25 protein-coding genes are annotated in these 24627 nt (G+C 56.4%); 22 read left to right on the top strand and 3 right to left on the bottom strand.

Features of this window, described 5'->3' with window-relative positions:
* The first annotated feature begins 1 nt into the window (after position 1).
* The 13 genes from ACKTS9_RS05545 to ACKTS9_RS05485 are packed head-to-tail and all read left to right on the top strand — an operon-like array spanning position 2 to position 12955.
* Entirely contained in the window at positions 2–1174 is a 1173-nt protein-coding gene (locus ACKTS9_RS05545) for a LegC family aminotransferase (RefSeq protein ID WP_349215681.1), read from the top strand.
* 29 nt (positions 1175–1203) lie between these two features.
* Entirely contained in the window at positions 1204–2247 is a 1044-nt protein-coding gene (locus ACKTS9_RS05540; RefSeq protein ID WP_349215682.1) for a sugar phosphate nucleotidyltransferase, read from the top strand.
* A complete protein-coding gene (locus tag ACKTS9_RS05535; protein WP_407879439.1) occupies positions 2244–4826 on the top strand; it encodes a YfhO family protein in 2583 nt (860 codons plus the stop codon). Before ACKTS9_RS05540 ends, ACKTS9_RS05535 begins: the two co-directional genes overlap by 4 nt.
* A complete protein-coding gene (gene neuB, locus ACKTS9_RS05530) occupies positions 4804–5799 on the top strand; it encodes an N-acetylneuraminate synthase (protein WP_349215684.1) in 996 nt (331 codons plus the stop codon). The genes ACKTS9_RS05535 and neuB overlap by 23 nt, the downstream gene beginning before the upstream one ends.
* 10 nt (positions 5800–5809) lie before the next feature.
* On the top strand, positions 5810–6976 hold the full coding sequence (neuC, locus tag ACKTS9_RS05525; RefSeq protein WP_407879437.1) for a UDP-N-acetylglucosamine 2-epimerase: 1167 nt from the start codon (positions 5810–5812) through the stop codon (positions 6974–6976).
* Between the two features lie 3 nt (positions 6977–6979).
* On the top strand, positions 6980–7606 hold the full coding sequence (locus tag ACKTS9_RS05520; RefSeq protein ID WP_349215686.1) for a hypothetical protein: 627 nt from the start codon (positions 6980–6982) through the stop codon (positions 7604–7606).
* Positions 7607–7634: 28 nt separating this feature from the next.
* Positions 7635–8612, top strand: a complete 978-nt coding sequence (locus ACKTS9_RS05515) for a Gfo/Idh/MocA family protein (protein ID WP_349215687.1) — start codon at positions 7635–7637, stop codon at positions 8610–8612.
* A 13-nt stretch (positions 8613–8625) separates the two neighbouring features.
* Positions 8626–9552 carry a Gfo/Idh/MocA family protein gene (locus ACKTS9_RS05510; RefSeq protein ID WP_349215688.1) on the top strand — a complete coding sequence of 309 codons (927 nt, stop codon included), beginning with the start codon at positions 8626–8628 and terminating at the stop codon, positions 9550–9552.
* 2 nt (positions 9553–9554) lie between these two features.
* On the top strand, positions 9555–10328 hold the full coding sequence (locus tag ACKTS9_RS05505; RefSeq protein ID WP_349215689.1) for an acylneuraminate cytidylyltransferase family protein: 774 nt from the start codon (positions 9555–9557) through the stop codon (positions 10326–10328).
* Positions 10325–11083, top strand: coding sequence for a GNAT family N-acetyltransferase (locus ACKTS9_RS05500; RefSeq protein WP_349215691.1), 759 nt, complete (start codon positions 10325–10327; stop codon positions 11081–11083). Before ACKTS9_RS05505 ends, ACKTS9_RS05500 begins: the two co-directional genes overlap by 4 nt.
* On the top strand, positions 11084–11662 hold the full coding sequence (locus ACKTS9_RS05495; protein WP_349215692.1) for a hypothetical protein: 579 nt from the start codon (positions 11084–11086) through the stop codon (positions 11660–11662).
* A gap of 52 nt (positions 11663–11714) precedes the next feature.
* Positions 11715–12500, top strand: coding sequence for a threonine/serine exporter family protein (locus ACKTS9_RS05490; protein ID WP_349215693.1), 786 nt, complete (start codon positions 11715–11717; stop codon positions 12498–12500).
* A complete protein-coding gene (locus tag ACKTS9_RS05485; RefSeq protein WP_349215694.1) occupies positions 12497–12955 on the top strand; it encodes a threonine/serine exporter family protein in 459 nt (152 codons plus the stop codon). Before ACKTS9_RS05490 ends, ACKTS9_RS05485 begins: the two co-directional genes overlap by 4 nt.
* Before the next feature lie 66 nt (positions 12956–13021).
* Here the strand turns inward: ACKTS9_RS05485 and ACKTS9_RS05480 are convergent, their stop codons facing one another.
* On the bottom strand, positions 13022–13819 hold the full coding sequence (locus ACKTS9_RS05480) for a ZIP family metal transporter (protein ID WP_349215695.1): 798 nt from the start codon (positions 13817–13819) through the stop codon (positions 13022–13024).
* A gap of 156 nt (positions 13820–13975) precedes the next feature.
* Here ACKTS9_RS05480 and ACKTS9_RS05475 point away from each other — a divergent pair, with 156 nt between their 5' ends.
* From ACKTS9_RS05475 to ACKTS9_RS05435, 9 genes are all read left to right on the top strand, one after another.
* Positions 13976–14611, top strand: a complete 636-nt coding sequence (locus ACKTS9_RS05475) for a YczE/YyaS/YitT family protein (protein WP_407879430.1) — start codon at positions 13976–13978, stop codon at positions 14609–14611.
* A 218-nt stretch (positions 14612–14829) separates the two neighbouring features.
* Positions 14830–15477, top strand: a complete 648-nt coding sequence (locus ACKTS9_RS05470) for a TetR/AcrR family transcriptional regulator (protein WP_349215699.1) — start codon at positions 14830–14832, stop codon at positions 15475–15477.
* Between the two features lie 80 nt (positions 15478–15557).
* Complete coding sequence (locus tag ACKTS9_RS05465) at positions 15558–16319, top strand: ArsA-related P-loop ATPase (RefSeq protein WP_349215700.1); 762 nt, start codon at positions 15558–15560, stop codon at positions 16317–16319.
* 24 nt (positions 16320–16343) lie between these two features.
* Positions 16344–17552, top strand: a complete 1209-nt coding sequence (locus ACKTS9_RS05460) for a 2-hydroxyacyl-CoA dehydratase family protein (RefSeq protein WP_407879428.1) — start codon at positions 16344–16346, stop codon at positions 17550–17552.
* Between the two features lies 1 nt (position 17553).
* Positions 17554–19116 carry a 2-hydroxyacyl-CoA dehydratase family protein gene (locus tag ACKTS9_RS05455; protein ID WP_349215702.1) on the top strand — a complete coding sequence of 521 codons (1563 nt, stop codon included), beginning with the start codon at positions 17554–17556 and terminating at the stop codon, positions 19114–19116.
* A gap of 14 nt (positions 19117–19130) precedes the next feature.
* Entirely contained in the window at positions 19131–19928 is a 798-nt protein-coding gene (locus ACKTS9_RS05450) for an acyl-CoA dehydratase activase (protein ID WP_349215703.1), read from the top strand.
* A gap of 5 nt (positions 19929–19933) precedes the next feature.
* On the top strand, positions 19934–20089 hold the full coding sequence (locus ACKTS9_RS05445) for a hypothetical protein (protein ID WP_349215705.1): 156 nt from the start codon (positions 19934–19936) through the stop codon (positions 20087–20089).
* The gene (locus ACKTS9_RS05440) at positions 20089–20814 is read left to right on the top strand and encodes a hypothetical protein (RefSeq protein WP_349215706.1); all 726 of its coding nucleotides are present in this window, start codon (positions 20089–20091) and stop codon (positions 20812–20814) included. Before ACKTS9_RS05445 ends, ACKTS9_RS05440 begins: the two co-directional genes overlap by 1 nt.
* 23 nt (positions 20815–20837) lie before the next feature.
* Positions 20838–23120, top strand: coding sequence for an FAD-dependent oxidoreductase (locus ACKTS9_RS05435; RefSeq protein ID WP_349215708.1), 2283 nt, complete (start codon positions 20838–20840; stop codon positions 23118–23120).
* A 274-nt stretch (positions 23121–23394) separates the two neighbouring features.
* Here the strand turns inward: ACKTS9_RS05435 and ACKTS9_RS05430 are convergent, their stop codons facing one another.
* Both ACKTS9_RS05430 and ACKTS9_RS05425 read right to left on the bottom strand, forming a co-directional pair.
* Positions 23395–23979 carry a sugar O-acetyltransferase gene (locus ACKTS9_RS05430; RefSeq protein WP_349215709.1) on the bottom strand — a complete coding sequence of 195 codons (585 nt, stop codon included), beginning with the start codon at positions 23977–23979 and terminating at the stop codon, positions 23395–23397.
* A 47-nt stretch (positions 23980–24026) separates the two neighbouring features.
* Entirely contained in the window at positions 24027–24623 is a 597-nt protein-coding gene (locus ACKTS9_RS05425) for a flavin reductase family protein (RefSeq protein ID WP_349215710.1), read from the bottom strand.
* Positions 24624–24627: the final 4 nt, after the last annotated feature.

Here is a 24627-nt window from a genome sequence, read left to right as displayed (position 1 = left end):
CATGGAACCGAAATTTATTCCCTTGTCTGTGCCCAATTTCTGCGGCAACGAAAAGGAGTATGTCAACGACGCTGTGGTCAGCGAGTGGGTGTCCACCGGCGGCAGCAAGGTGCCCGAATTTGAAAAGGCCATTGCCGAATACGTAGGTGCCGCGGGCGCCGTGGCCTGTAACTCCGGCACGTCCGGACTGCATCTGGCAATGCTGGCCGCGGGTGTGGGACCGGGCGATGAGGTGATCGCCCCCACGCTGACGTTCATCGCGGCAGTGAACCCCATCCGTTATGCGGGCGCGCAGCCCATCTTCATTGGCTGCGGCGACAGCCTGTGCATCTGCCCCACGCTGGTGCGGGAGTATCTGGAAGCCAACGCGGAAATGCGGGATGGCCGCTGCATCAACAAGCGCACCGGAGCGCACATCAAGGCCATGGTGGTCGTACATGTGTTCGGAAACATGGCCAGCATGCCCGGTCTGCTGGAGATTGCCAAAAAGTACAATCTGATTGTGATTGAGGATGCCACCGAAGCCCTCGGCACGTATTATACCGACGGCCCCTTCAAGGGAAAATACGCCGGCACCATGGGTGACATCGGCGTTTACAGCTTCAATGGAAACAAAATCATCACCACCGGCGCAGGCGGAATGGTGGTTTCCAACAATCCGGAGTATCTGGCGCATATGAAGCACCTGTCGACGCAGGCAAAATCCGACGAGTTGAATTATAAGCACGATGAGGTGGGTTACAACTACCGACTGACCAACGTGCAGGCGGCCATGGGCCTGGCGCAGCTGGAACAGCTGGAGGGCTTCATTGAGCACAAGAACCGGATGTATGATTTCTATTTCCAGCGTTTGAACGGCAAAGGTCACTACGGCATCATGCCGTTCCGTGAGGGTGTGCGTTCCAACAAGTGGTTCTACAGTCTGTATGTCTACGACGAGCATCCTCTGAAGCGGGATGAGATCATCCGCCGGCTGGCTGAGCGCAAGATCCAGACCCGTCCTATCTGGGGACTGATTCAGGATCAGGCGGATTATCCGCGCAACGAGAGCTACGGCACGGATCTGGCGCGTCATTATCTGGACCGCATCGTGAACCTGCCCTGTTCCACCAGCCTCACCGAAGAGGATGCCCAGCGCGTGGTGGATGTGCTGCTGGAGCTGTCCCAGGGCTGAGCACCGAATAAATGCACGGGGGATTTTTTATGAAAATCGAGGATATTCTCATTGAGGGGTCCATCAGTGTGCTGGAGGCAATGCGCCGTCTGGACGAGACGGGTCTGCGGGTGCTGTTTGTGGCGGACCGCGGCGTTTTGCAGGCAGCCCTGACAGACGGCGATGTGCGCCGGTATATTTTGGCCAGCGGCAAGCTGGAGGCACCGGTCAGCGGCATGGCGAATTATCACCCCAAAGCGCTTCCCATGGAGCAGCGCAGTCAGGCGCGCCGGATTTTGAAGGAAAACGCCATCAGCGCGCTGCCTTTGCTGGACCGGGCCGGCCGCATTCAGGACGTGGTGTTTGCCGACGGGCTGGACATTGAAACCCCGGAGCGCACCGACGTGCCGGTGGTGATGATGGCCGGCGGCCTTGGAACCCGGCTGTATCCGTACACAAAAATTCTCCCAAAGCCCCTGATCCCGGTGGGAGAGCTGCCCATTGCGGAACATATCATTCATCGGTTTACCGACGTGGGCTGCAGCCGCTTTTATCTGGTGGTCAACTACAAGAAAAACATGATTAAGTCTTACTTCAACGATTTGCAGAAAGATTACGAAGTGGACTATGTGGATGAGGACAAACCTTTGGGCACCGGCGGCGGATTGAGCCTGCTGAAGGGGCGCATCGATTCCACCTTTTTCCTCACCAACTGCGACATTCTGGTGGACGCGGATTTCGGTGATATTTACAAGTTCCACAAGGAAGGCGGAAATGCCATCACCATGGTGTGCGCGGTAAAGCACTTTACCATTCCGTACGGAGTGGTGGAGCTGGGCGCGGACGGTGTGATCGAGCGCATTCAGGAAAAGCCGGAGATGAACTTCCTCACCAACACGGGCGTGTATGTGGTGGAGCCCCAGGTGATCGACATGATCGAGCCGGATACGCCGACGCCGTTCACAGACCTGATCGACCGTGTGCGTCAGGGCGGCGGCCGGGTGGGCGTTTACCCCGTCAGCGAGCAGAGCTGGATGGATATGGGCCAGCTGGAAGAGCTGGACAACATGCGGCGCCGTCTGGAGCAGCAATGAACAAACGGGCGATGCCCAAAGGGAGCGAAGCGGATTCGATGAAGCAGGGCTGGAGTGAAAAAAGGATTCTGGCTGTGACGGCGCTGCTGTGCGCGGGAATGGTATGCGCGGTGTATGTGGCGCTGGGTGTATGGCCCTTCGGTCCCAATACGGTAGTGACCGGCGATCTGGGCGGTCAGTATCTGAACTATTTCGCCCACATGCGCCGTTCTCTTCTGGATGGGCTCTCCGGCTGGGGCTATACCTTTGAAAAGGGCCTGGGCGGAAACTTGATGGGCATTCTGGCCTATTATTGCGCCAGCCCCTTCCATGTGCTGTATTTTTTCTTTGATCCCCGGTATTACACCGAGATCGCGGCGCTGGTTCTGTTGTGCAAGGTGACTGCGGCCGGTACGGCGATGGCTTTTTTCCTGGAACGCCGCTTTCCGCAGCTTCGCCATCGGGCGATTCTGCCTGCGCTGGGTTATGCCTTTTGCGCCTGGGCATTTGTGTATTCTCAGAACATCATGTGGCACGACGTGTGGCTGCTGCTTCCGCTGGTGTGTTACGGTATCTGGGCGCTGTGTCGCACAGGGCGGCCGTTTGTGTTCGCCGTCAGTCTGGCACTGGCGATTTTTTCCAACTTTTACATTGCCTACATGGCCTGCATTTTTTGCGTGCTGTACTTTTTTTGGGAACTGTGGGCCGGCGGCCATGAACTGGACAGGCGCACCTGTGTTCGGCGCTGTGTTGACTTCGGGTTCGGCGCGCTGTGCGGCGGAGGACTGCCTGCCTTCCTCTTGGTTCCGGCGCTGCTGGATGTGCAGCAGAACAAAGGCATGTCGGGCAGTTTTTCCATCACCGGAGAAACCAGCTTCAAGGCCAGTGAATTTTTCTATCGGCTGATGCCGGGCAATTTTGACTGGAGCAATGTGGAGGCAGGGCTGCCCAACGTGTATTGCGGCACGCTGGTGGTGGTGCTGGTCATTGTGTATTTCTGCGCCAGAGGAATTTCGCTTCGGGAGAAGCTGGCCAGTGCCGCAGTGCTGGGCATTTTGTTTGCCTCGCTGTACAGCAGGGATTTAATGCTGTTGTTCCACGGGCTGACGCCGCCGGTGTGGTTCCCTTACCGCAATTCTTTTTTGTTTTCTTTTTGGCTGTGTTTTTTGGCGGGACGTGCGCTGGTCAGCCCTTGTCTCAATGCGTGGCGCCTTGCGTGTGCGGGCGGCGCGGGCCTGGGCTTTCTGGCGGTTTGCTTTCTGGTGCGCCACGAGTGGTACACTGCCACGTTGTTTGTGGCAGGCGGGGCACTGTGTGCGGTCAGTGCGGTCTGCGTTGTGTGCCTGCGTGCTTCCCGGCGTGCGGTGCGCGCGGGTGCGCTTGTCGTGTACGGCGTTTTGTGTGTGCTGGAACTGACCTGGAACAGCGCTGATGTGCTGAGCCGGTTTGAGCAGTATCCCCGTCAGGATTATCTGGATTTTTACGATGAGACGTCTGCAGCCGTGGAATATACCGAGCACCTGGACGAAGGCGCGCGCATGGAAAAGACGTTTCAGCGCAGCTACAACGACCCCATGCTGCTGGGATATCACGGCGTTTCCCATTTTGGTTCCACACAGGACTCTGCCAACACCGACTGGCTGTCCGCCATGGGCTTTTCGGATTTGAACGGTTACCGGTCCGGCGGGACCGCCTTTGGCGAGGCGCTGATCGGTTTGAAATACCTGCTTGCGCGGGAGGGCGATTCGCTTCAGCCTCACTATGTATTTGCAGGGCAGGCGGGAGAGACATCTCTGCAGTTGTGGCAGAATCCGTATGCTCTTCCGGTTGGCTTTTTCGCAGACGTGCAGGCACTGGAACAGACGATTCCCGTCTGTGAAGAGGGACAGGATGTGTTCGACGTGCAGAATGCATTGTTCCGGGCTCTCAGCGGAGAGGACGCGCTGCTGCTGGAAGATCTTTCGGTTTCAGGTCCTACGGGACGTCTGACCGGGCAGCAGGAGTATACTGCTTCGGTGCCAAAGGATGGAATTGTCTATGCCGTGTGGGAAGGCGATGAAGCACTCCCGGTGGAAATTCCAGACGCGGTGGGCGCGCAGCCGGGTATCTGGTATACTTGGGGCGTGGTGTGCCTGGGAGAATACAGTGCCGGTGACACAGTGCGTGCGCAGGTACAGGCCGTGTACGAGGAGATGGAGCTGACCGGTGTTCGCTTCTGTGTGCTGGATACCGGACGTTTGAAGGCATTTTGCGACCGTGCGTCGCAAAACGTGCAGCAGACACAGCTGGAAATCGGCACGTTTCGCGCGCAGGTGCAGGCGGACGGCCAGAGCCTGTATGTGATCAGCGTGCCCTGGTCTCAGGCGTTGCGCTGTACGGTAGATGGTCAGCCTGTTTCTGTGCACCGGCTGGCCGACGGGTTGTGTGCCGTGGAGCTGACCGCCGGAGAACAAAGCCTGGAATTGGGCTGGACGGTGCCCGGCGCAACCTGGGGACTGTGCCTTTCGGCTGCAGCAGCCGCAATGCTGGCGGCTCTGTGGCTCTTTGGCAGAAAGAAAAATAAAGGAGGAGAATCTCATGTCCATCTGCATCATCGCTGAGGCGGGCGTGAATCATAACGGAAGCCTGGAACTGGCGAAAAAAATGGCGCTGGCGGCAAAAAAGGCCGGCGCGGACATCGTAAAATTTCAAACGGCTATTCCGGAGCTGGTCATCAGCAAATTTGCCGAGAAGGCCGAGTATCAGAAGGAACAGACCGGCGCGCAGGAGAGTCAGCTGGACATGTGCCGCCGCATCCATTTCGGGTTTGACGGCCATGCGGAGCTGAAACGCTATTGCGATGAGATCGGCATTGAATACCTCTCTACGCCTTTTGATCTGCCCAGCATTGATTTCCTGAATACACTGGGCCTCTCCGTGTGGAAAATTCCGTCCGGTGAGATCACCAATCTGCCGTATCTGGAAAAAATCGCCGCCACCAAAAAGCCGGTGATCTTGTCCACCGGCATGAGCACGCTGAGCGAGATTGAAGACGCGCTGAGCGTTTTGGAAGAGGGCGGTACCGAGCAGATTACCCTGCTGCACTGCAACACGGAGTATCCGACGCCCTTTGAGGACGCCAACCTGACCGCCATGTATGACCTGCAGGAGCAGTTCGGCCTGCCGGTGGGATATTCCGACCACACCACGGGTTACGAGGCGGATATTGCGGCTGCGGCGCTGGGCGCTTGTGTGATTGAAAAACATTTCACGCTGGACCGCAATATGGAAGGTCCGGATCACAAGGCGAGCCTGGAGCCGGATGAGCTGGCCGCCATGGTGCGTGCTGTACGCAATGTGGAAAAGGCCTTGGGCGACGGCAAAAAGCACGTCAGCCCCAGCGAGGCAAAAAACAAAGCCATTGCCCGCAAAAGTATCGTAGCAGCGAAACCCATCCAAAAGGGTGAGGTGTTCACCGAGGAGAACATCACCACCAAGCGTCCGGGCGACGGAGTCAGCCCCATGCGCTGGCACGAAGTTCTGGGCAAAACGGCCAAGCGGGATTTTGCCGAGGACGAGAAAATTGAGTTGTGAGGGAATGACCATGAAAAAAACGGTCTGTGTGGTAACAGGCACCCGCGCGGAGTGGGGCCTGCTGCGGGGCGTTGTAAAAAAGATGGAACAGAGCGAGATTTTGCGCCCCAGCGTGGTGGTCACGGGCGCTCATCTGAGCGATGCATTTGGCCATACCGTGGCGGAGGTGGAGGCGGATGAAGCCCCCATCGATGCGCGCATCGACATTTTGAAGTTCGGTACGGGCAGTGCGCTCTCCACGGCAAAGACCGTTGCTTACACGCTGGATCGTTTTGTGGACTATTTTTCTCAGGCACGGCCCGACGCGGTGCTGGTATTGGGTGACCGGTACGAGATTTTTGCTGTGGGGCAGGCGGCGGCTCTTCTGGAGATTCCGCTGATCCACATCAGCGGCGGCGACGTTACGCACGGCGCGGCGGATGATTATTTCCGGCATTGTCTGACCAAAATGGCCAGCCTGCACTTTCCAGCCTGCGAGGAGTATGCCCGCCGGGTCATCCGGATGGGAGAGGACCCCGCCACGGTGGAGAACGTGGGCGGTCTGGGCGATGAAAATCTGCGCAATATGAAGCTGCTGAGCCGGGCGGATTTGGAAAAGAGCATTGACTTTTCGTTGGAGCAACCCTATGCGCTGGTGACGTATCATCCGGAAACCGCGGGCGGTGCATCTCCGGTCGGGCAGTTTGACGAACTGCTGCACGCTTTGGAAAATGTGCCGCTGCACGTAATTTTTACCAAGGCCAATGCAGATGCGGGCGGAGCGGACATCAACCGGCGCATTGATGAGATCTGTGCGCTTCATCCGCAGAGATATAAGGCGTTCACCAGTCTGGGGGTGCTGCGGTACCTGTCCGCCATGAAGTATTGTGCGGCGGTTATTGGAAATTCTTCTTCCGGCGTGGTGGAAACGCCTACGTTGGGTGTGCCTGCGGTGAACATCGGCCGCCGGCAGGAAGGGCGCATTTTGTGCCCCAATGTGATCTGCTGTGAAGCGGACGCCGCGTCAATCCGCGCTGCGGTGGAAAAAGCGCTTACGCCGGAGTTTGCACAACTGGCGAAAACCACGGTCAGCCCCTACAACGGCGGCGAGACCAGCCTGCGCATGGTGCGGGGAATGGAGTGCTTTTTGACCGGTCCGCGCTGCGGAAAACCCAAAATTTTTTACGACGGAGAATGACCCATGGAAGCGTTGCTTGCAAAATGCAAGGAAATTTGGAGCACGGTGTGGAAGGTGTGGGGCCGCCAGAAGTTGGAGGCACCGGAGTTTTTTGATGGCATGATCACCACGGCGCTGCGTCTGTGCCTGCTGGCGCTGCTGGGACTTGCTGTAGTCCTGCTTGTTACGCTGATTCTGTCGGAGATCAAGCGGCGCCGCGAGCCCGATGAGGAACGCCGGAAATCTCTGCTGCGCCGCGTGATCAGTCTGGGCGGAGCCTTTGCGGTCGTTCTGGGGTTGTGTGCCTGGGCCTACTGGCCCGCGTCGCTGGCACAGACCGACCAGGTGCAAAGCGTGACATTGTCCAGCCGTGTGCCGGGCAAAAAGGAAAAGCCGGTGGAGCTCACCGAAAGCCAGACCGACAAGCTTCTGGAACTTTTGCAGAACACGTCGTGCGTTCCAAGCTGGCAGACGGATTTGCCGTATGCAGGCTATGGGCAGATGTTTCGCATCACGCTTTTGACAGATGCGGGCGAAGTGCGCATCCTGGCTGCACCGGAGACCGGGTGCCTGTATACCGAGACCGAGACCGGCCTGATTTATACCATTGTGGGGTACGGCAACTTTTACAAGGCGCTTGGTACCCTTTGACAATCACGGGAAAGCGGGGAACAGAAAGATGAAAGTATTGATCGTTGGATTGGGCAGTATGGGCAAGCGCCGGGGCCGCATTCTGCGCAGCGTGAAGCCGGACGCAGAACTGTGCGGTGTGGATTTGACCGAATCCCGCCGCAAAGAGGCCGAGAACCTGGGAATCCGGGCATACGATTCCATTTCCGGGGCGCTGGCCGCGGAACATCCGGACTGTGCCTTTGTGTGCACCGCTCCCATCACTCATGCAAAAATCATTGACGAGTTGCTGGATGCGGGCCTGCCGGTGTTCACCGAGCTGAATCTGGTCAGTGACGGCTATGACGCTCTCACGGCCAAGGCGGCTGAAAAGGGCGTGCCGCTGTTCCTTTCATCCACCATGCTTTATCGCGCGGAGACCCAGTACATCAAGGCACAGGTTCAGGCATTTGAAAAGCCGGTCAATTACATTTACCACATCGGTCAGTATTTGCCGGACTGGCACCCCTGGGAAAATTACAAAAACTTTTTCGTGGGCGATAAGCGCACCGGCGGCGTGCGGGAGATTTTTGCCATTGATCTTCCCTGGCTGTTGGATGCTTTCGGCCCGGTGAAACATGTGTATGTGGAAAAGGACAAGCTCAGCGAGCTGGAAATTGATTACCCCGATACGTATTTTGTAACGCTGCGCCATGAGAACGGTGTCAAGGGAATTCTGGCGGTAGACGTGGTCAGCCCGAAAGCGGTGCGCAATTTTGAGGTGTTCGGCGAAGGTTTGCACCTGTTCTGGGAGGGCAACCCCAAAACACTGGCCCGTTACGATGCTGCGGCCAAGGACAAAGTGCCCGTGCAGACCTATGAAAGCTTCGAGCATGACGCCCGCTATTCCGATAACATTGTGGAGAATGCTTACGGCGACGAGATCGTGAATTTCTTCGGGGTGCTGGACGGCACCCAGCAGCCGCGCTGGAGCTTTGAAAAAGACAAAGCGGTGCTGGAGCTGATCGAGCGCATCGAAAACGCATAAAAAGAGGCGGAGTATGAAAGTTTTGTTTGTGGGCCTTGGTTCCATTGGGACCAGGCATTTGCAGAATTTGCACACGGTGGCCGCGGAGAAGGGCATTCCGGTGGAAGCATGGGCGCTTCGGTCTTCCGGGCGGGAACTCCCCGTCGCCACACAGGCGCTGCTGGCCGGTGAGATGCGCGCCCTCAGCGGGCAGGAGCATTTTGACGCGGCGTTTATCACCAATCCCACCAGCCTGCATTTTGAATCGCTGCGCATGCTGCGGGGCAAGGCCGATGCGCTGTTCATTGAAAAACCGATTTTCGACCGCACAGAGGCTGACCTGGAACAATGCCTTGCGCCCGGACAAAAGGCGTATGTGGCCGCGCCCATGCGCTGGTGCGGTGTGATGCTGGCGCTGAAACGCCGCCTTCCGGAACTTCGGCCCTATTCGGTCCGGGTGATCTGCTCGTCGTACCTGCCGGACTGGCGCCCCGGTGTGGATTACCGCACGGTATATTCTGCTCACCGGGAGATGGGCGGCGGCGTGACCATCGATCTGATCCACGAGTGGGATTATCTGGTGGAACTGTTTGGAAAGCCGCTGGAAATGCATCATTTCAAAGGCACCTACAGCGATCTGGAAATTGATTCCGATGATTTGTCCGTGTACATTGCGCGGTATCCCACCATGCTGGCAGAGGTCCATTTGGATTATTTCGGCCGGCAGTATCGGCGGAGCATTGAATTGTTCTGCAAAGAAGGAACAGTCGTCGCGGATTTCGGCGCGGGCACGCTGACCCTGGCTGACGGCACGGTGGAGCATTGGGACGAGCCGGTCAATCAGCGGTATTTGCGGGAGATGGCATATTTTCTTGATTATGCGCAGAACGGCACGGGCGAAAGCGTAAATACGCCCGCCACGGCACTGGATGTTTTGAAATTGACATTGGGAGAGATCTGACCATGGAAAATGTACTCATTACCATTTGCGGCCGGGCAGGCAGCAAGGGCTTTAAAAACAAAAATTTGAAAATTTTCGACGGTCAGCCGCTGAGCTATTACAGTCTGTCCGCGGCACAGCTGTTTATCGAGCAGCACCCGGAGCTGCACGTGGACGTGTGTCTCAACACCGACAGCGATCTGCTCATCGACGTGGTTACCAAACGCTATCCGGAAGTGACGGTGCTTCACCGCCCTGAGGAACTTTGCGGAGACGTGGTGCCCAAAATGATGGTGTATCAGCACAGCCTGCGTCAGATGGAGGCGTTGACCGGCCGGCAGTATGAGAACCTGATTGATTTGGATATCACCAGTCCTTTGCGCCAGGAAAAGGATGTGTCCGGCGCGTATGAGATGAAGAAAAGCCGCCCGGAACTGGACCTTGTGTTCAGCGTATGCCCGGCCCGGCGCACGCCTTATTTCAACATGGCAAAACTGGAGAACGGCTATGCCAAGCGTGTGATCGATCATCATTTTACGGCGCGGCAGCAGACCCCGCCGGTGTTTGATTTGAATGCTTCCATCTACGTATTCGGCCGCAAGTTCCTTCTGGAGAATGAAACGGGCTTTTTGTGGGATGGAAAGATCGGCATGTACGAGATGTTCGACACCGGCATCATCGACATCGATTCGGAAGAGGATTATCGCCTGATGGAAGCCATCGCCCACTACCTGTATGGGACGTATCCGGCCTTTGGCATCGTGCAGGCGAACATCAGAAAGCAGGACAGAACATGACGGACGGCGAACGCTATGAGATCCATTGCCCGAAAAAATATCTTTCTTATGATGAAAAAGAAGGATATCGTGTATTCTGGGCAGAGGGCGCGGCTGGATTTGCCGCGGCGAATTACGGCGTGCTGAAACAAATGAACGGCGCGGGCAAGAGCCTGGACGCCATCGAGGCAAAGCTGAAAAGCGCAGGGGCGGTTTGCCGGGTGTGCAGTGCGCCCGACAGCGTCTCTCTGGACGAGTGCCGCGGTTTGCTGGAACAGCGGGGCTACTCGGTGAAAGAGTACGAATGCAGAAGGCTGACGCAGTGCCTGGAGCCCAGCCCTTTTCTGGTGCGCCGGAAATGCAAGGTGCAGATGATAACGACCCGCCTTGAAGGAAACTGGGAAGTGCTTGTGCGCGAATGGGGCGGAGAGGATGGCCTTCTGGTGGCAAACCGTCAGATCAAATCCGGTGCACGGGTGTTTTTTGCATTGAACCGGGCGGAAATTCCGGTCAGCTGCTGTTTCGGCATGGGTTACGGCGCGGCATTTCGCCTGTGGGGCCTGTACACAGCGCCCAATCAGAGACAAAAGGGTTACGGCGCGGCGGTTTTGTCGGCCGCGGTGGAGTTTGCGGCCCAGCCGGACAGGGGCTATGAAGATATTTTTGTTTATGTCCGGGATGAACAGGCGCAGCGCCTGTTTGAAAAAGCGGGATTCCGCGGCGGTGTGCGGCGTTTGTGGAGCGCTGTTCCCGCTGAATGCAGGGAGGGTGAATAGATGTCGTTGCATGTCAGTCCGGATTTGATTGAGCGTTTTCCGGATTTTTATCCCTTTGCACTGGGCGGTAATGTTCCGGCGGAACCGGCTTTGATCGTGGAAAATGTCGATGATGACACGCTGGCCAATGCGGTGCGCGGACGGCTGGATGCTGTCTGCGTGATCGTGCGGGACAGCTTGCAGCTGCGCACACTTGCCCCGCTGGCCATGCTACATGATTTGCAGTGGGTGGGTGTGTGGAAGTGCCCGAATCTGTGCGAGCTGTGGCAGATGTCTGCGACGCCTGCGGTGCGCGGCATCGCATTTACAGGCTGTAAGCGGGTGAACGATTTTTCGGCGCTGGCCGGTGCGCACGGGCTGGAGCATCTGCTTGTGGAAAACCGTCCCTGGGACAATGTGCAGCTGAAAAGTCTGGTGCCTTTGCGCGGCCTTTCTGAAATCCGCACTCTGGATCTGGGATGCCGGAAAGTTTTGGATAAGGAAAAACTGGACTTTCGGGCGGCGTTCCCTCATCTGGCCAGCCTGACCATCACGCCCGGAATGCGGCGCTCTTTGATCACACCGGGCGATAAAAAGTAAGCGTTTTTCAGGGGAAGCCGAAAGCTTTCCCTTTTTTGAAGGAGAGATCAGTTTGGCACAGCAGGAACAGGTGGCTCGCCTGGCCGCCGACGCAGCCCAGCTTCTTTTGGAAAGCGGCGGCGAGATCTACCGGGTCCAGCAAACCATTGAACACATTGGTCGGGCCTATGGTGCACCCGACATTCATGCATACGTAGTGACCAATGCGATTTTCGTATCCCTGGAAAAAAGCGAGGGCGGCAGCGTCAATGAAATGCGCTATGTGCGTACCCGCAGTGTGCATTTGTCCAGAGTGATGGCGGTCAACGCATTGTCGCGGCGCATTGCGGGCGGCGCAGTTTCTCTGGAACAGGCGCAAAAAGAGCTGGAAGATGTGCGCAGCCTGCCGGCGAGCGCCGTCTGGCTGCAGGTGTTTGCCTGCGGTGTGGGCACGGCCTGCTTTGCCTATTTGTTCGGCGGTACCGCCTGGGACGCTTTTGCGGCCTTTTGGGTGGGGCTCGTGCTGCAGCCGTTTGTTCTGTTTTTGGGAAAGAACGGAGCCGGTCAGTTCATTTCCAATACGCTTTGTGCGGTGCTGGTGGCAATGGCAAGCGTGCTCATGATGCAGATGATGCGTTTGGTGGGAGTTACATGCAGTTTGGATAAGATCATCATCGGCGGAATTATCCCGCTGGTCCCCGGCATCGCGCTGACCAATGCCATTCGGGATGTGGCCAACAGCGATTATGTGTCCGGGACCATTCGAGCGGCGGAGGCGCTGCTGATTGCGGTATCCATCGCGCTGGGAGTCGGTTTTGTATTGAAACTGTGTGCGCTGATTCCGGGGGTAGTGTTATGATTTTTGCGTTTCTGATACAGTGCGCGGTTTCCTTTGTATCGGTGGTCGCTTTTGCGGTGCTGTTTCATGCGCCGCGGCAGGAGTGGGCCTGGTGCGGCTTGACCGGCATGGCGGGATGGGCCGCCTATTGGCTGCTGGTTCAGATGGAGCAGGGCGTGGTGACCGCATCGCTGGTTGCGGCGGTGGTTTTGGCGCTGCTGTCACGCATTTTGGCAGTGGTGCGCCGCTGCCCCATGACAGTTTTTATTATGGGCGGCATTTTTCCTCTGGTGCCCGGTGCGGGAATCTATTATACGGTGTATTATTTCATTATGGGGGAAGAAGGCCAGTGCCTGGCAAAAGGCGTGGAAACACTGAAAATCGCTGCAGCCATTGCCATTGGCATTGTGCTGGTGCTGGCATTGCCGGGGGCTTTGTTCCGGCCGTTGGGGTGCAGGTCGCGAAAGACACGGTAAAAAGCTGCTTTGCAGAAGTGCTACAAAAAAACGGCATGACCATCGGGTCATGCCGTTTTTGAACGTTCAGCCAAGTGCCACGTCCAAAATCATCATAATCAAAAAACCTGCCATCACACCCAGCGTTCCGGTGTTGGAATGTTCGCCCAGATGCGCTTCGGGAATCAGTTCTTCCACCACTACGTACAGCATGGCGCCTGCCGCAAAACTCAGCATCCAAGGCATCAGCGGCTGGATGGAACCGGCAATCAGAACAATGAGAATTCCGAAAATCGGTTCGACGATTCCCGAGAGGCTGCCGTACAGAAAAGCGCGGCCCCGGCTCATGCCCTCCTGCCGCAGGGGAAGCGAGATCGCGGCGCCCTCCGGAAAGTTCTGAATGCCGATTCCCAGCGCCAGCGCCGCGGCGGCCGAGAGGGCAGCTGTTCCGCCCTGGGAAGCCTGTGCGGCCAGCGCAAAGGAAAGACCCACAGCCATGCCTTCCGGAATGTTGTGCAGTGTGACGGCCAGAACCATCAATGTGGTACGCCGCCAGGACGAAGGTACACCTTCCGGTTCCGAAGCACCCGGATGCAAATGGGGCAGAAGCGAATCCATCAGCATCAAAAATGCTACGCCCAGCACCAGTCCGCCTGCCGCAGGCAGCCAGCCGGGAATGCCGGATTCTTCCGCCTGCTCAATGGCCGGCATCAAAAGGCTCCAAACGCTGGCGGCGATCATAACGCCTGCCGCAAATCCAAGAAAGATGCGCTGAATATTGTGGCCGGCCTGTTTGCGAAAGAAAAATACAAGCGAGGAACCAAGAGTCGTCATCAAAAATGTGAATCCGGTTCCGGCAGCCGCATAAAGAAGTGCTGTCTGCATCGTTGTTCCTCCCTGAAAAAGACTGTTTAAACTATACCTTTTTAGGAGATGTTTGTCAAGCCCTGAGGCGTCACAGTGTGCTTGTACTTATGCTCTAAAAGAGATAAAATAGAGATGTTATGTGATTTTTGGAAAGAAAAGAGATCGATTTTTTTCATGAAACAATCAAAATGGGTGCAGCGGTATGCGCTGTTCGTTCTGGGGCTTGTGATCAACTCTTTCGGAATCAGCTTTATCACGAAAGCCGCTTTGGGAACATCCCCTATTTCGAGTCTGCCGTATGTGGCAAGCTTGAAATTTTCACCTACGCTGGGACAGTTTACGTTCGTTCTGAATTGTCTGTTCATTTTGACACAGACACTTTTGCTGCGCCGCAAATTCCCCAAAATCCAGTATCTGCAAATTTTAGTCAACCTGATTTTCAGCGGTGCCATCGACGTCAGTATGCTGCTGCTGAGCAGGATGCAGCCCGAAACAGTTGTGGCCAAAACCATTTCACTGCTGGCCGGCTGTGCGATTCTCGCACTGGGCATTACGCTGGAAGTGGCGGCCAACGCACTGCTGGTACCGGGTGAAGGCGTTGTGAAGGCCATTGCACATGTGTCGAACCGCGACTTTGGAACGGTGAAAGTCTGCTTTGATGTGACCACAGTGGCGTTGGCAATCGTACTGTCACTGTGCTTCTTTCACGAGCTGCGCGGCATTGGCGTGGGGACAGTGGTGTCCGCTGTGCTGGTGGGCATGATCGTCAAATTTTATCGAAAGGTACTCCCGATTCCGGCGATGGGATAAGAGGCCGGGGGCATTGCGTAAAGCGAATATTGAAGTTCTGACAAGAGCCTGTGCGGCGTTGCCGCACGGGCCTTTGTGCTTTTTTGCAGGAAAATGTGTACAAAAAAGAGCATTTTTTCAAATGCACATTGACAAAAAAATAACTTTTATGCAAAAAGAAATTGCCTTTGCACAAAAACTGTGGTTCAATGAAGATAAAGAAAGGAACGGGCAGAAGTATGTCACTGGAAGAAATTCGGGAGCAGAACAAACAGCGGGTGGTACAGGCTGCGTTGGACGTTTTTGTGTGCCAGGGCATCGCCGGAACCACCGTGGCGGACATTGCCCGGGCCGCAGGTGTTACGGAACGATCGGTTTACCGGTATTATAAAACGAAACTGGACTTGGTGCAGGCGGCCGCCTATTTGTATTACGACCGGATGACGCAGGAAGCAAATCTGCGCGCACAGAAAGTATGTGCCAGCGGGGTACCCGGCATCGAGCAGGTTCGGCAAATTTTGATGTTCTATTCGCATATGTATTTAGAGTATCCCGCGCAAATTCGTTTTTGCGCGGATGCCGAGATGGCGCTCAGCTCTGCCGGCCGGGAGAAAGAGGATGTGAACTGGCCGCCGGAGCGGTTTGAAATTTCCGACAGCCCTTTGGTGCGGGCGATTCGCTGCGGGCTGGAAGATGGAACCATCAGTTCCGAAATTGATGTTGCTTCGCTGTATTATAACGCCTATGATTCCATTTTGGGCGTGATGGAGAAAATGAGTTATGATCGCCGGAGCCTTCGGCAGGACGCGAAAGCGCGCATGGACCAGTTGTGTGATTTGTTTGTGGCAGCTTTCCGCGGCGATTGTTTAAAAAACGGCCAAAAATAGATGCCGTGTTTTTTTGTGCTCTTAAATGTCATAATGACTGACATTTAGAAGCCGGTTCTTCGGCATAAAGGAGGAAGAGTATGGAGAACGTGATCATCACGGTCGCTGGAAAGGGCGGCGTTGGAAAAACGTCCATTTCCGCGGCCATCGTGCGTCAGCTGGTGCACGATCATCCGGGGGCGCGCATTTTAGCCATTGACGCAGACCCTGCCGTGGGGCTGGCGACCGCGTTGAATGTGCAGGTCACTCAGACCATTGACGACATTCGAAAAGCAATCACTGCATCCGGAGAAGAGGACAAAAGCAAGAAGAAAGCCATTGAACTGTTGGGCGAATCCAAGTTCCGCATTTTTGACGCCATGGTGGAAAAAGACGGCTTCGTCTTTCTGGCGGTAGGACGGCCGGAGGCGGCTGGCTGTTACTGCAGCATCAACTCCTACCTGAAGGCTGTGATCAGCATGGTGTCGGGCGAGTTCGATTATGTGGTGATCGACGGAGAAGCCGGCATCGAGCAGGTGAACCGCCGCGTGATGGAAAACGTGACGCATTTGATTCTGGTCACGGATCCCAGCCGCAAGGGCACACAGGTGATCCGCACCATCAAGCAGGTGGCGGATGAGCTGGTGATGTACAAGGAGATCGGCGTCATCATCAACCGCTTTAACGACCCGGCGCTGGAACAGTTTGTGGATACGGGCGGCATACCGGTGCTGGCGCAGATCGCGGACGATTCGCGTCTGGCCATGTGTGATGTGCAGGGCAAGAGCGTGATGGAACTGCCGGATGATTCCAATTTGGTAACGGGTGTGCGCAAGGCGCTGACCGCCATGGGCATCCAATAAGTTGACAGGGAAAGAAGGTGCGGTATGAAAGATCTGAAACATCTGTATTATTTTGAAAAGTTGCTGGAAGATGCAAACAACGATCTGGTGCGGCAGGCCAAAGCCGAGGGGCGGCTGGCGCTGGGGTATACCTGCTATCATATGCCCGAAGTGCTGCTGAACCTGGACGGATGCTTTTCCGTGCGGCTGCGTGCGCCGCGCACCGGCTCCATGGAGATTGCGACGTACTACATGTCCAACGCGACCTGCGAATATGCGCGGGCACTGCTGGAACGCGGTTTGGAGGGCGGCTACAAATTCCTGGACGCCATGGCCGGCGTGGACGTGTGCGAGTGCATGAACCGCGGCATGGAAAACATGGAGCTTCTGGGCGTGAATGATCCGGAGAAAAAAGATTTTTTCTGGTGCAATCTGGACTCGCCCTGTTCGGACGACGAAGACTGCGTGGCGCATCTGCGGGAGCAGCTTTCCCGCAAGATTTTGAAGCCGCTGCATGAAAATTATGGAATCGACGTGTCGGACGCGGCCATCCGCAAAGCGGTTGAACGCCACAACGAGATCTGTCGTCTCATCACGGAGATCGGAAATTTCCGCAAGCTGGATAACCCCACCATCACGGGATATGAATTCCACATTTTGACGCTGGCCACCTATGTCTGCCCCAAGGATCTGGTGGTGGAAAAGCTGCGTGAGACGCTGGAGGAATTGAAAACGCGGGAGCCGGACCCCAAAAAGAAGTTCCGTGCAAAAGTGGTGGTCGTAGGTTCCGAGATCGACGACCCGGAGCTCATCAGTCTGATCGAAGACAGCGGTGCTCTGGTGGTGGCTGACCGGTTCTGCTACGGCAGTTTCCCCGGACGGCAGGAAATCGTTCTGACCGAGGACGAGGACGCCCTGACGCAGGTTTGCCGCAATTATCTGCAGACAACTTTGTGCGTGCGGCACTGCGCGCAGCACAAGGTGCAGAAACGATTGGATTTCGCGGCGGAATTGGCGCGGGATTACCACGCCGACGGCATCATCTACGAGCAGATCAAATTCTGCACCTACTGGTCTTACGAGCGCGCGCTGGCCAGCCATGTGATGCACAACGAGTACAATATCCCCACATTGTCCATTGACCGGCCGTATATGTCCCGCACCAGCGGGCAGCTGCGCACCCGCGTGCAGGCCTTTGTGGAGAGCATCGAGATCAAGAAGATCAAAGCGAAGAAAAAACGGGAGGTGAAGTGACATGGCCTATGATCCCAAAACCGGAAAAGGCCTGGGCGATTTGTATTCCGCCGAGCACCGCTGCACCAAGCGCCGCGAGTGGAAAGGCCTGAAAGACACACTTTATGATTACGGATGCTGGCTGCGGCTTCTGGGAATGCTGGGCTGCAAGCTGGGGCCGGTTCTGCCGCAGTTCTTCCGCGGCTTGAAACGCTACCGGTGGCTTGTGTCCTACATCACCACCCCCGCGTTTCTGGACCGTCACACCATCGGCCTGCGCGGGTATGAACTGCGCTACACCCATCAGCAGTTTTACGCTGTTCTGCAGAATTCCGCAGGGATGATCCGCGATTTGCTGGAGCGGGATGAAAACCTGAATCCCAATTCCAAGAAGGCTGCGGAACTTCGCTCGAAAACCGTTATTTTTGACGAGATGATGCCCATTCAGATCATGAACGGATTCCCCACGCTGAAGGGCATTCCCATTCAGATGGCGCCTATCTTTGTGGTCGGTGAGGTGGACCAGCAGGCCAACATCTACTACATCGACGCCATTGAGCACTATGGCCTTGCATCGGACGTGTGCCCCTTGCCGGCAGCTGAGGCAGGCTGCTGCGTGGTGGATGATTATCCCAAGGTGGGCGCGGCTTATGTCTCCAGCTCCATGCCCTGCGACGGTTCGGTGGCAAGCACCATGTACAGCAACCGCTACTTCAAACTGCCCAACTATCAGATCACGCCGCCGCAGCGCTTCAATGAGCCGGAAGTGCAGGAATACGCAGTCAAGAATCTGTGGGGCTGCGTGGAGTTCATTGAAAAGCAGTTCAACGTCAAGTTTGACTGGGACGCGTTCTTTGAAGGCGTGAAACGCTACAACAAAGAATCCGACTACATGATCGAAAAGTGGGACGTGAACTGCACCGATTATCCGCAGATTTGCGGCGCGGCGCTGGCACTGCACCGGGAATACGAGATGCAGATCGCCAGTTCGCTGGACCCGAAAATGTGCAAGTACGACGCCAAGGTAAACAAGCTGATGAAAAAGGGCTATGCCCATTCGGTGGAAACCGACGACAAACCCCGTTACCGGGCCATTGTATGGAGCTGCCCGGCCCATTACTATTCCAACTTTACCTACTGGGCGCAGAACTGCTGGGGCATCAAAACCCTGGTGGATATGGAATGTATGCTGGCCTATCACCACTATGACGAGCACGACAAAAAGAAAGTTCTGGTAGATATGGCCCGTGGCTACGAGCGTATGACCATGCGCTCTCATTCCAACGGCGGCTATGTGAATGCGCTGGACGAATGCTGGAAGATGTGCGAAAAGTTCAACGCGAACATCGTGTTCATGTATAACCATGTTTCGTGCAAAAACTTTGCCGGCCTGCAGGGTCTGTTCGAAGAGCAGGCGCGTGAACGCGGCATTCACCTGATCTGGATCGAGCACGATCTGATGGACCCGCGGACCGTATCCCGCAAAGCCATGCGCGACCGTGTGAACCGCTATATGACCACCGTGTTCCGGGCCGAACCTTTGGACCCCACGCTGGTGGATTACGACGATGACCTGACTTGGTAAAGGAGAGAGTGAATATGAAATATTTCGGCGGGTGCGATGTGGGTTCTACCTACACGAAATGCGTCATTCTGGACGAGGCTGGGAAAATGGTCAGTGATGTGACCATCCGCAGCCGCATCAATTCCGAGATCAGCGCCAAGGAAGCGCTGGATCAGGCAGTGGCCAAGGTGGACGGCTTGTCCGGCATCGGCGATCTGGCATACCTCATCGGTACCGGCTACGGCCGCAACAAGGTGCCTCAGGCGCAGGAGAACATTTCTGAGATTTCCTGCCACGCCATGGGCGTGCACGTGGTGGACCCCACGGTGAAGGCGATCATCGATATTGGCGGGCAGGACGTAAAAGGTATTGCCATCGATCAGGACGGCACAGTTTTGAACTTTGCCATGAACGATAAATGCGCCGCAGGCACAGGCCGTTTCTTCGAGGCCATGGCCCGTGCGTTTGAATGCACGCTGGATGAATTTTCCGAATTGTCGCTGTCGGCCAAGAACGTGATTCCCATTACGGCGCAGTGCACGGTGTTTGCCGAGAGCGAGGTCATCACGCTGGTGGGCGAGGGCAAGCCCCGCGATGAGATCGCAGCGGGCATCCAGCAGTCTGTGGCCAAGCGCTGCTTTGTCATGGCGAAAAAAGCCGGTGCGAAAGATCACATTACGTTGACTGGCGGATGCGCCAAAAACAAAGGTCTGAAGGCGGCGATCGAAAATGTGCTGCGTATCAAGGTGACAGAACTGCCTGTGGACCCGCAGCTCATGGGTGCTTTGGGCGCGGCGGAATACGCCCGTCAGAAAGGTATGGAACAGGAGTGAGATAGATGGCCTGGTATTGGATCGTTTTGATTGTGATTGTGGCGCTGTTTGCGCTGACCTTCCTGGTGTACATTACCAATGCGGATATGAAGATGGCAGAGAAGCTGTACAATCGGCTTTTGGCCTATCATGACCAGAAGGATGTGGAAGAAAAGCTGTGATGAATTTTTTTGACACGGTGATCGACCAGACGCAGGCCTGCCTGGCACCGTATACGCCGCGTATTTATCCGGGCAATCCGGCCCGCGCGGCCCGGGAAACGGGCAAAAATCAGCTGATTCTGGGAAGCGAAGCCGCTTATGAACTGGGGGCGCTTTCCTGTGACAGTGTCAGCACACTTTTGGTCACGGAGAGCGAGACCGCTGTCCCGCAGGACGAAATCCTGGTTTATGGGCCGGATCTTGCGGACATTCGGCAGGACTGCAGCTTTGCCCGCATTGCGATTCTGCGAACCGACAACATTGCACAAAACGGTGAGCAGGCGGCTTTCGCCATTCTCCGGGAGATCGAAACCCGCAAATATGGTGTGTATCCGGAAGGCTATATGATCCGGGCCGCGGCGTTTTCCAACCGGGAGCAGGCCCGCGTTTCGAAAAAGGCTTTAAAAGCAGGGCTGAATTTTGAACAGATCGGAAATCTGTTCATCCGGCAGTACAAGCAGAATCGCCACGTCCAGGCGGTGAAGTTGATGTTTGTCACGCTGCCGGAAGCACCCTATGGCGAGCTGGACACACTGGCCACCAAAGCACAGGCCATCACCAAGGCGCTGGACCATATTCTGGATGACGTGAATATGGACTGCAATGCCTGCGAGTGGAAAGTGGTCTGCGACGAGGTGGAAGGCATGAAAGAAATGCATGGAAAAATCAGACGCAGGGGACATTAAACCCGCGCAGGAAGGAGTTTGTCTTGAGCGATTTGAGAACCGACGCCCCCATTCAGGAGCTGTGCGACCATTTTGGCGACTGGTTCCGCGATGGGGTGAAAAATCAGGCGGGCAATGCGGCCCGTATGACCAGGGAACTGTATCCGTATACCTCGCTGTTCTCGCCCATCCGTGTGAACCGCATGACCATCAAAAACCGTGTGGTCATGGCTCCCATGGGAAACCTGATGATGTGCGAGGAGTACGGCCGCCCCAGTGAAAAGATGATTCGCTATTTTGTGGCCCGGGCAAAAGGCGGTGTGGGTCTGATCACGTCCGGTCTGGTGCCCATCAGCGACAAAATCGACCCCACTGTCACCGAGGTGGGCGGAAAAGTGATGATGCCGCGCATCAGCCCGGCGCGCACGCTGATGTCCGGCTGGCGCGATCTGGCTCAGCAGTGCCATGGATACGGCAGTCGCTTTTTCATTCAGCTGACGCCGGGCCTGGGCCGTGTGGGCCCGCCTACGTGCCTGGTGCAGCAGACGAAATTCCCGGTGTCCGCATCCTTTAATCCCAACTTTTACATTCCCGAACTGCCGTGCCTGCGTCTGTCCGATCATAAGCTGACCAAAATCATCCATAACGCAGGTCAGGCCGCGGCAGACGCAAAAGCGTGTCTGATCGACGGCGTGTATCTGCACGGCCACGAAGGCTATCTGCTGGAGCAGATGACCAACCGGGCCTTCAACCGCCGCTCCCTGGGCAAGTATGCTGACTGGCAGCGCTTTGGCTTGGATATGGTGCGGGAAATTCGCCGCCGCGTGGGGCCGAACTACCCCATTATGTACCGGATCGACCTGACACTGGCGCTGAACGAAACCTACGGAGAGCGAATGGATCAGGTCTCTTCGCTGAAAAAGTTTAAAAACGGGCGCAGCGTGGCGGAAACGCTGGAGTACATGGAAAATCTGGTGAAAGCAGGCGTGGATCTGTTTGACGTGGACATCGGCTGCTACGACAACTGGTGGCTGCCTCATCCGCCTTCCGGCATGCCTGCGGGCTGTTTTTTGAATGTGTCCCAAATCGTGAAGGAGCACTTTGCCAAAAAGGGCATTGTCTCCAATGCGGGGGTAGAAGTTCCGGTGGTGGCCGTCGGCAAACTGGGATATCCCGACGTGGCGGAAAAAGCGCTGCGGGACGGCCAGTGCGATATGATCATGCTGGGGCGCCCCCTGCTGGCAGACCCGGAGTGGTGCAACAAAGCGTTTGAGGGAAGAGTCGAGGACATCTGCCCCTGCATCGGCTGTCAGGAAGGCTGTGTCAACGAGTTTGTGGAAGGCGGCCACATCCAGTGCGCAGTCAATGCCCGCACCGGCTTTGAAGACAGCATTCCCGAACAGGCTTCGCCGGCTCTTCGCAAAAAGAAAATCGGCGTGGTGGGCGGCGGCCCGGCCGGCGTGATTTTTGCAGTGGAAGCCGCGCGGCGCGGGCACACAGTGGAACTGATCGAAAAGACCGACCGTATTGGCGGGCGCATCGTGTCCGGCAGCGTGCCGGCGGTAAAGTTTGACATCAAAAACTATCTGGAATGGCTGAATGTGCAGCTGCAAAGTGCGCAGAAACTTCCCAATTTCACGCTGCGGATGAATACCGCGGCCACCACGGAATGGCTGGCTCAGCAGAAATACGATTCGATCGTGTTCGCTGTGGGCACAAAAGATGCCTGCCCGCCCATTCCCGGGCTGGACCAGGTGCGGTATGTGCAGGCGGTGGCGCTTCTGGAAAATCCGTCCCTGCTGGGCGATGCGAAAAAAATTGTGGTCGCCGGCGGCGGTGTGGTCGGTTGTGAAACCGCCTATTGGCTGCGGTATGAGCTGAACCGGGACGTCAAAGTGGTGGAAATGCTGCCGCACTTTATGCAGGGCGTGTGTACCGCCAACCGGGGCCATTTGTTGCATTACATGGAAAAGGCCGGCGTGGAGCTGTACAACTGTGCCAAGGTGACAGGCTTTGAGCCGGGCAAGGTGCACATTGAACGCAATGTGTCCAAGGGTGCGCCCAATCCGTACAATACCTGGCAGCCGCTGCTTCCGGAAAACATTCCCAATCCTCTGGCGCCGAAACTGGGGCCGGAGACAGCCAGCATTACGCTGGAGGCGGATCTGGTCGTGCTGGCCATGGGCGGCCGGCCGGATGACGCACCTTATTATCAGGCGCTGGCCGCACAGGTGGCGCCGGAAATGTACAACATCGGCGACAGCTTTGCAGGCGGCCGTGTGTTGGAAGCCAATCGAGCAGCGTATCGGTTGGCACGAGAGATTTGACGGGTGGGTTTTCATTGGAACAAGGGGGCATGTCCATCGGCCATGCCCCCTTGTCCTTTTACAGGTCCACTTGTTTAAAACGGCGAGAGTTACGCCGATTTTTTTCAGCGGTCAGTTCCAATGTGTAGCCGTGCATCCGCCGAAGGGCGGCCAGATTCTGAGAAATCAGAAGATTCATTTTTTTCGAACTCCTTTCTTTCCTTAAGAATACCCGGTCAGAACGTTGGCGGCAACCAACGCAAGCGAACAAAAAAGGTTCGTTTGCGTTGCGTGTTTATGCATTGGGCCGCACGACACGGCAGGGCGACCCGAATGCGATCACGTTGTCCGGCAGGCTTCGGGTCACCACGCTTCCCGCCCCGATGACCACGTTGTTTCCGATGGTGACGCCCGGAAGCAAGATCGCCCCGCCGCCAATCCAGACATCATTGCCAATCACTACAGGTGCTGTGCGGGTTTTGCAGAAAGAAAACGTGCCGTCTTCCCGCACCGGCCCAAAGCGTTCGCGGGCGGAAGTAGGATGAAACGCGGTGTAAATCTGCACGTTGGGCGCGATCAGGGCGCGGTCGCCGATGACAATGCGGTTATCATCCTGAAACGTGCAATTCATATTGATTTCGCAGTGATCGCCCAGGAAGATGTTGCAGCCGTAATCCACGTAGAATGGCGGTGTAATCCACACCGACCGGCCGTGCCCGCCCAAAAGTCGGTCCAGAATGCGTTCTTTGGCGGATAAATCGTCTGAGCGGGTGCAGTTGTATTCCCGCATCAGGTCCTTGGCCAGATGCCACTGTGCCAAAAGTTCTGCGTCGCCGCAGTCGTATAATTCCCCGGCAAGCATTTTTTCACGTTCCGTCATTTCTGTTCTCTCCTTGCTGAAAAAGCCTCCCCAAGGGGAGGCTTTTCTCATTTTGCCTTTCGGCGGTCGTATTGCGGTTTTTTCTTTTTCTTCTTTACAGAGAAACCGAAATCTCCAATTTTTCGTCCCAATGCGAAATATTCACCGTGTGCATAGGCGCACAGACCGGCCTTGGCCAGACGCAAGCGGCCGTTTTCATCAATCAGGTCACTGGCCACGTGAATGGACACAATGTCTGCCAGGAACATGTCATGACTGCCCAGCGGGACCACGTCGGTCACCCGGCAGGCAATGCTCAGGGGACTTTCGGCAATCATCGGGCAGGAAAAGCCTTCCACCGGCTGCACAGACAGGTGCATCGCTGCCAGCTTGTTCTCGTTCCGGCCGCTGCGAACACCACAGTAGTCAATGGCGCGCACCAGCGCCGCCGTGGGAAGGTTGATGACAAACTCTCCGCTCTCTTTGATCAGATCGTAGCTGTATCGTTCCGGCCGCACGGAGATGTAGGTTTTGGGAGGCTGGCTGTTGAGAATGCCTGTCCATGCGATGGTCAAAGCATTGGGGGCTTCCAGTGCGCCGCAGCTTACCAGCGCAGGCGGCACCGGGGCCAGCAGCGTGGAACCTTTCCACATTTGTTTTTCCATGAGT

The organism is Owariibacterium komagatae, assembly GCF_045865535.1.
GTDB lineage: Bacteria > Bacillota > Clostridia > Oscillospirales > Ruminococcaceae > Ruthenibacterium > Ruthenibacterium komagatae.
This window is presented reverse-complemented; position numbering and strand designations above follow the sequence as displayed.

Bases quoted from the DNA above. Each gene is read 5' to 3' on its own strand.
- ACKTS9_RS05545 (WP_349215681.1), top strand. From the start codon at position 2: ATGGAACCGAAATTTATTCCCTTGTCTGTGCCCAATTTCTGCGGCAAC.
- neuB (WP_349215684.1), top strand. From the start codon at position 4,804: ATGTCCATCTGCATCATCGCTGAGGCGGGCGTGAATCATAACGGAAGC.
- ACKTS9_RS05460 (WP_407879428.1), top strand. From the start codon at position 16,344: ATGAAAGATCTGAAACATCTGTATTATTTTGAAAAGTTGCTGGAAGAT.
- ACKTS9_RS05465 (WP_349215700.1), top strand. From the start codon at position 15,558: ATGGAGAACGTGATCATCACGGTCGCTGGAAAGGGCGGCGTTGGAAAA.
- ACKTS9_RS05455 (WP_349215702.1), top strand. From the start codon at position 17,554: ATGGCCTATGATCCCAAAACCGGAAAAGGCCTGGGCGATTTGTATTCC.
- ACKTS9_RS05470 (WP_349215699.1), top strand. From the start codon at position 14,830: ATGTCACTGGAAGAAATTCGGGAGCAGAACAAACAGCGGGTGGTACAG.
- neuC (WP_407879437.1), top strand. From the start codon at position 5,810: ATGAAAAAAACGGTCTGTGTGGTAACAGGCACCCGCGCGGAGTGGGGC.
- ACKTS9_RS05505 (WP_349215689.1), top strand. From the start codon at position 9,555: ATGGAAAATGTACTCATTACCATTTGCGGCCGGGCAGGCAGCAAGGGC.
- ACKTS9_RS05515 (WP_349215687.1), top strand. From the start codon at position 7,635: ATGAAAGTATTGATCGTTGGATTGGGCAGTATGGGCAAGCGCCGGGGC.
- ACKTS9_RS05535 (WP_407879439.1), top strand. From the start codon at position 2,244: ATGAACAAACGGGCGATGCCCAAAGGGAGCGAAGCGGATTCGATGAAG.
- ACKTS9_RS05450 (WP_349215703.1), top strand. From the start codon at position 19,131: ATGAAATATTTCGGCGGGTGCGATGTGGGTTCTACCTACACGAAATGC.
- ACKTS9_RS05480 (WP_349215695.1), bottom strand. From the start codon at position 13,819: ATGCAGACAGCACTTCTTTATGCGGCTGCCGGAACCGGATTCACATTT.
- ACKTS9_RS05510 (WP_349215688.1), top strand. From the start codon at position 8,626: ATGAAAGTTTTGTTTGTGGGCCTTGGTTCCATTGGGACCAGGCATTTG.
- ACKTS9_RS05445 (WP_349215705.1), top strand. From the start codon at position 19,934: ATGGCCTGGTATTGGATCGTTTTGATTGTGATTGTGGCGCTGTTTGCG.
- ACKTS9_RS05495 (WP_349215692.1), top strand. From the start codon at position 11,084: ATGTCGTTGCATGTCAGTCCGGATTTGATTGAGCGTTTTCCGGATTTT.
- ACKTS9_RS05475 (WP_407879430.1), top strand. From the start codon at position 13,976: ATGAAACAATCAAAATGGGTGCAGCGGTATGCGCTGTTCGTTCTGGGG.
- ACKTS9_RS05540 (WP_349215682.1), top strand. From the start codon at position 1,204: ATGAAAATCGAGGATATTCTCATTGAGGGGTCCATCAGTGTGCTGGAG.
- ACKTS9_RS05485 (WP_349215694.1), top strand. From the start codon at position 12,497: ATGATTTTTGCGTTTCTGATACAGTGCGCGGTTTCCTTTGTATCGGTG.
- ACKTS9_RS05520 (WP_349215686.1), top strand. From the start codon at position 6,980: ATGGAAGCGTTGCTTGCAAAATGCAAGGAAATTTGGAGCACGGTGTGG.
- ACKTS9_RS05440 (WP_349215706.1), top strand. From the start codon at position 20,089: ATGAATTTTTTTGACACGGTGATCGACCAGACGCAGGCCTGCCTGGCA.
- ACKTS9_RS05430 (WP_349215709.1), bottom strand. From the start codon at position 23,979: ATGACGGAACGTGAAAAAATGCTTGCCGGGGAATTATACGACTGCGGC.
- ACKTS9_RS05425 (WP_349215710.1), bottom strand. From the start codon at position 24,623: ATGGAAAAACAAATGTGGAAAGGTTCCACGCTGCTGGCCCCGGTGCCG.
- ACKTS9_RS05500 (WP_349215691.1), top strand. From the start codon at position 10,325: ATGACGGACGGCGAACGCTATGAGATCCATTGCCCGAAAAAATATCTT.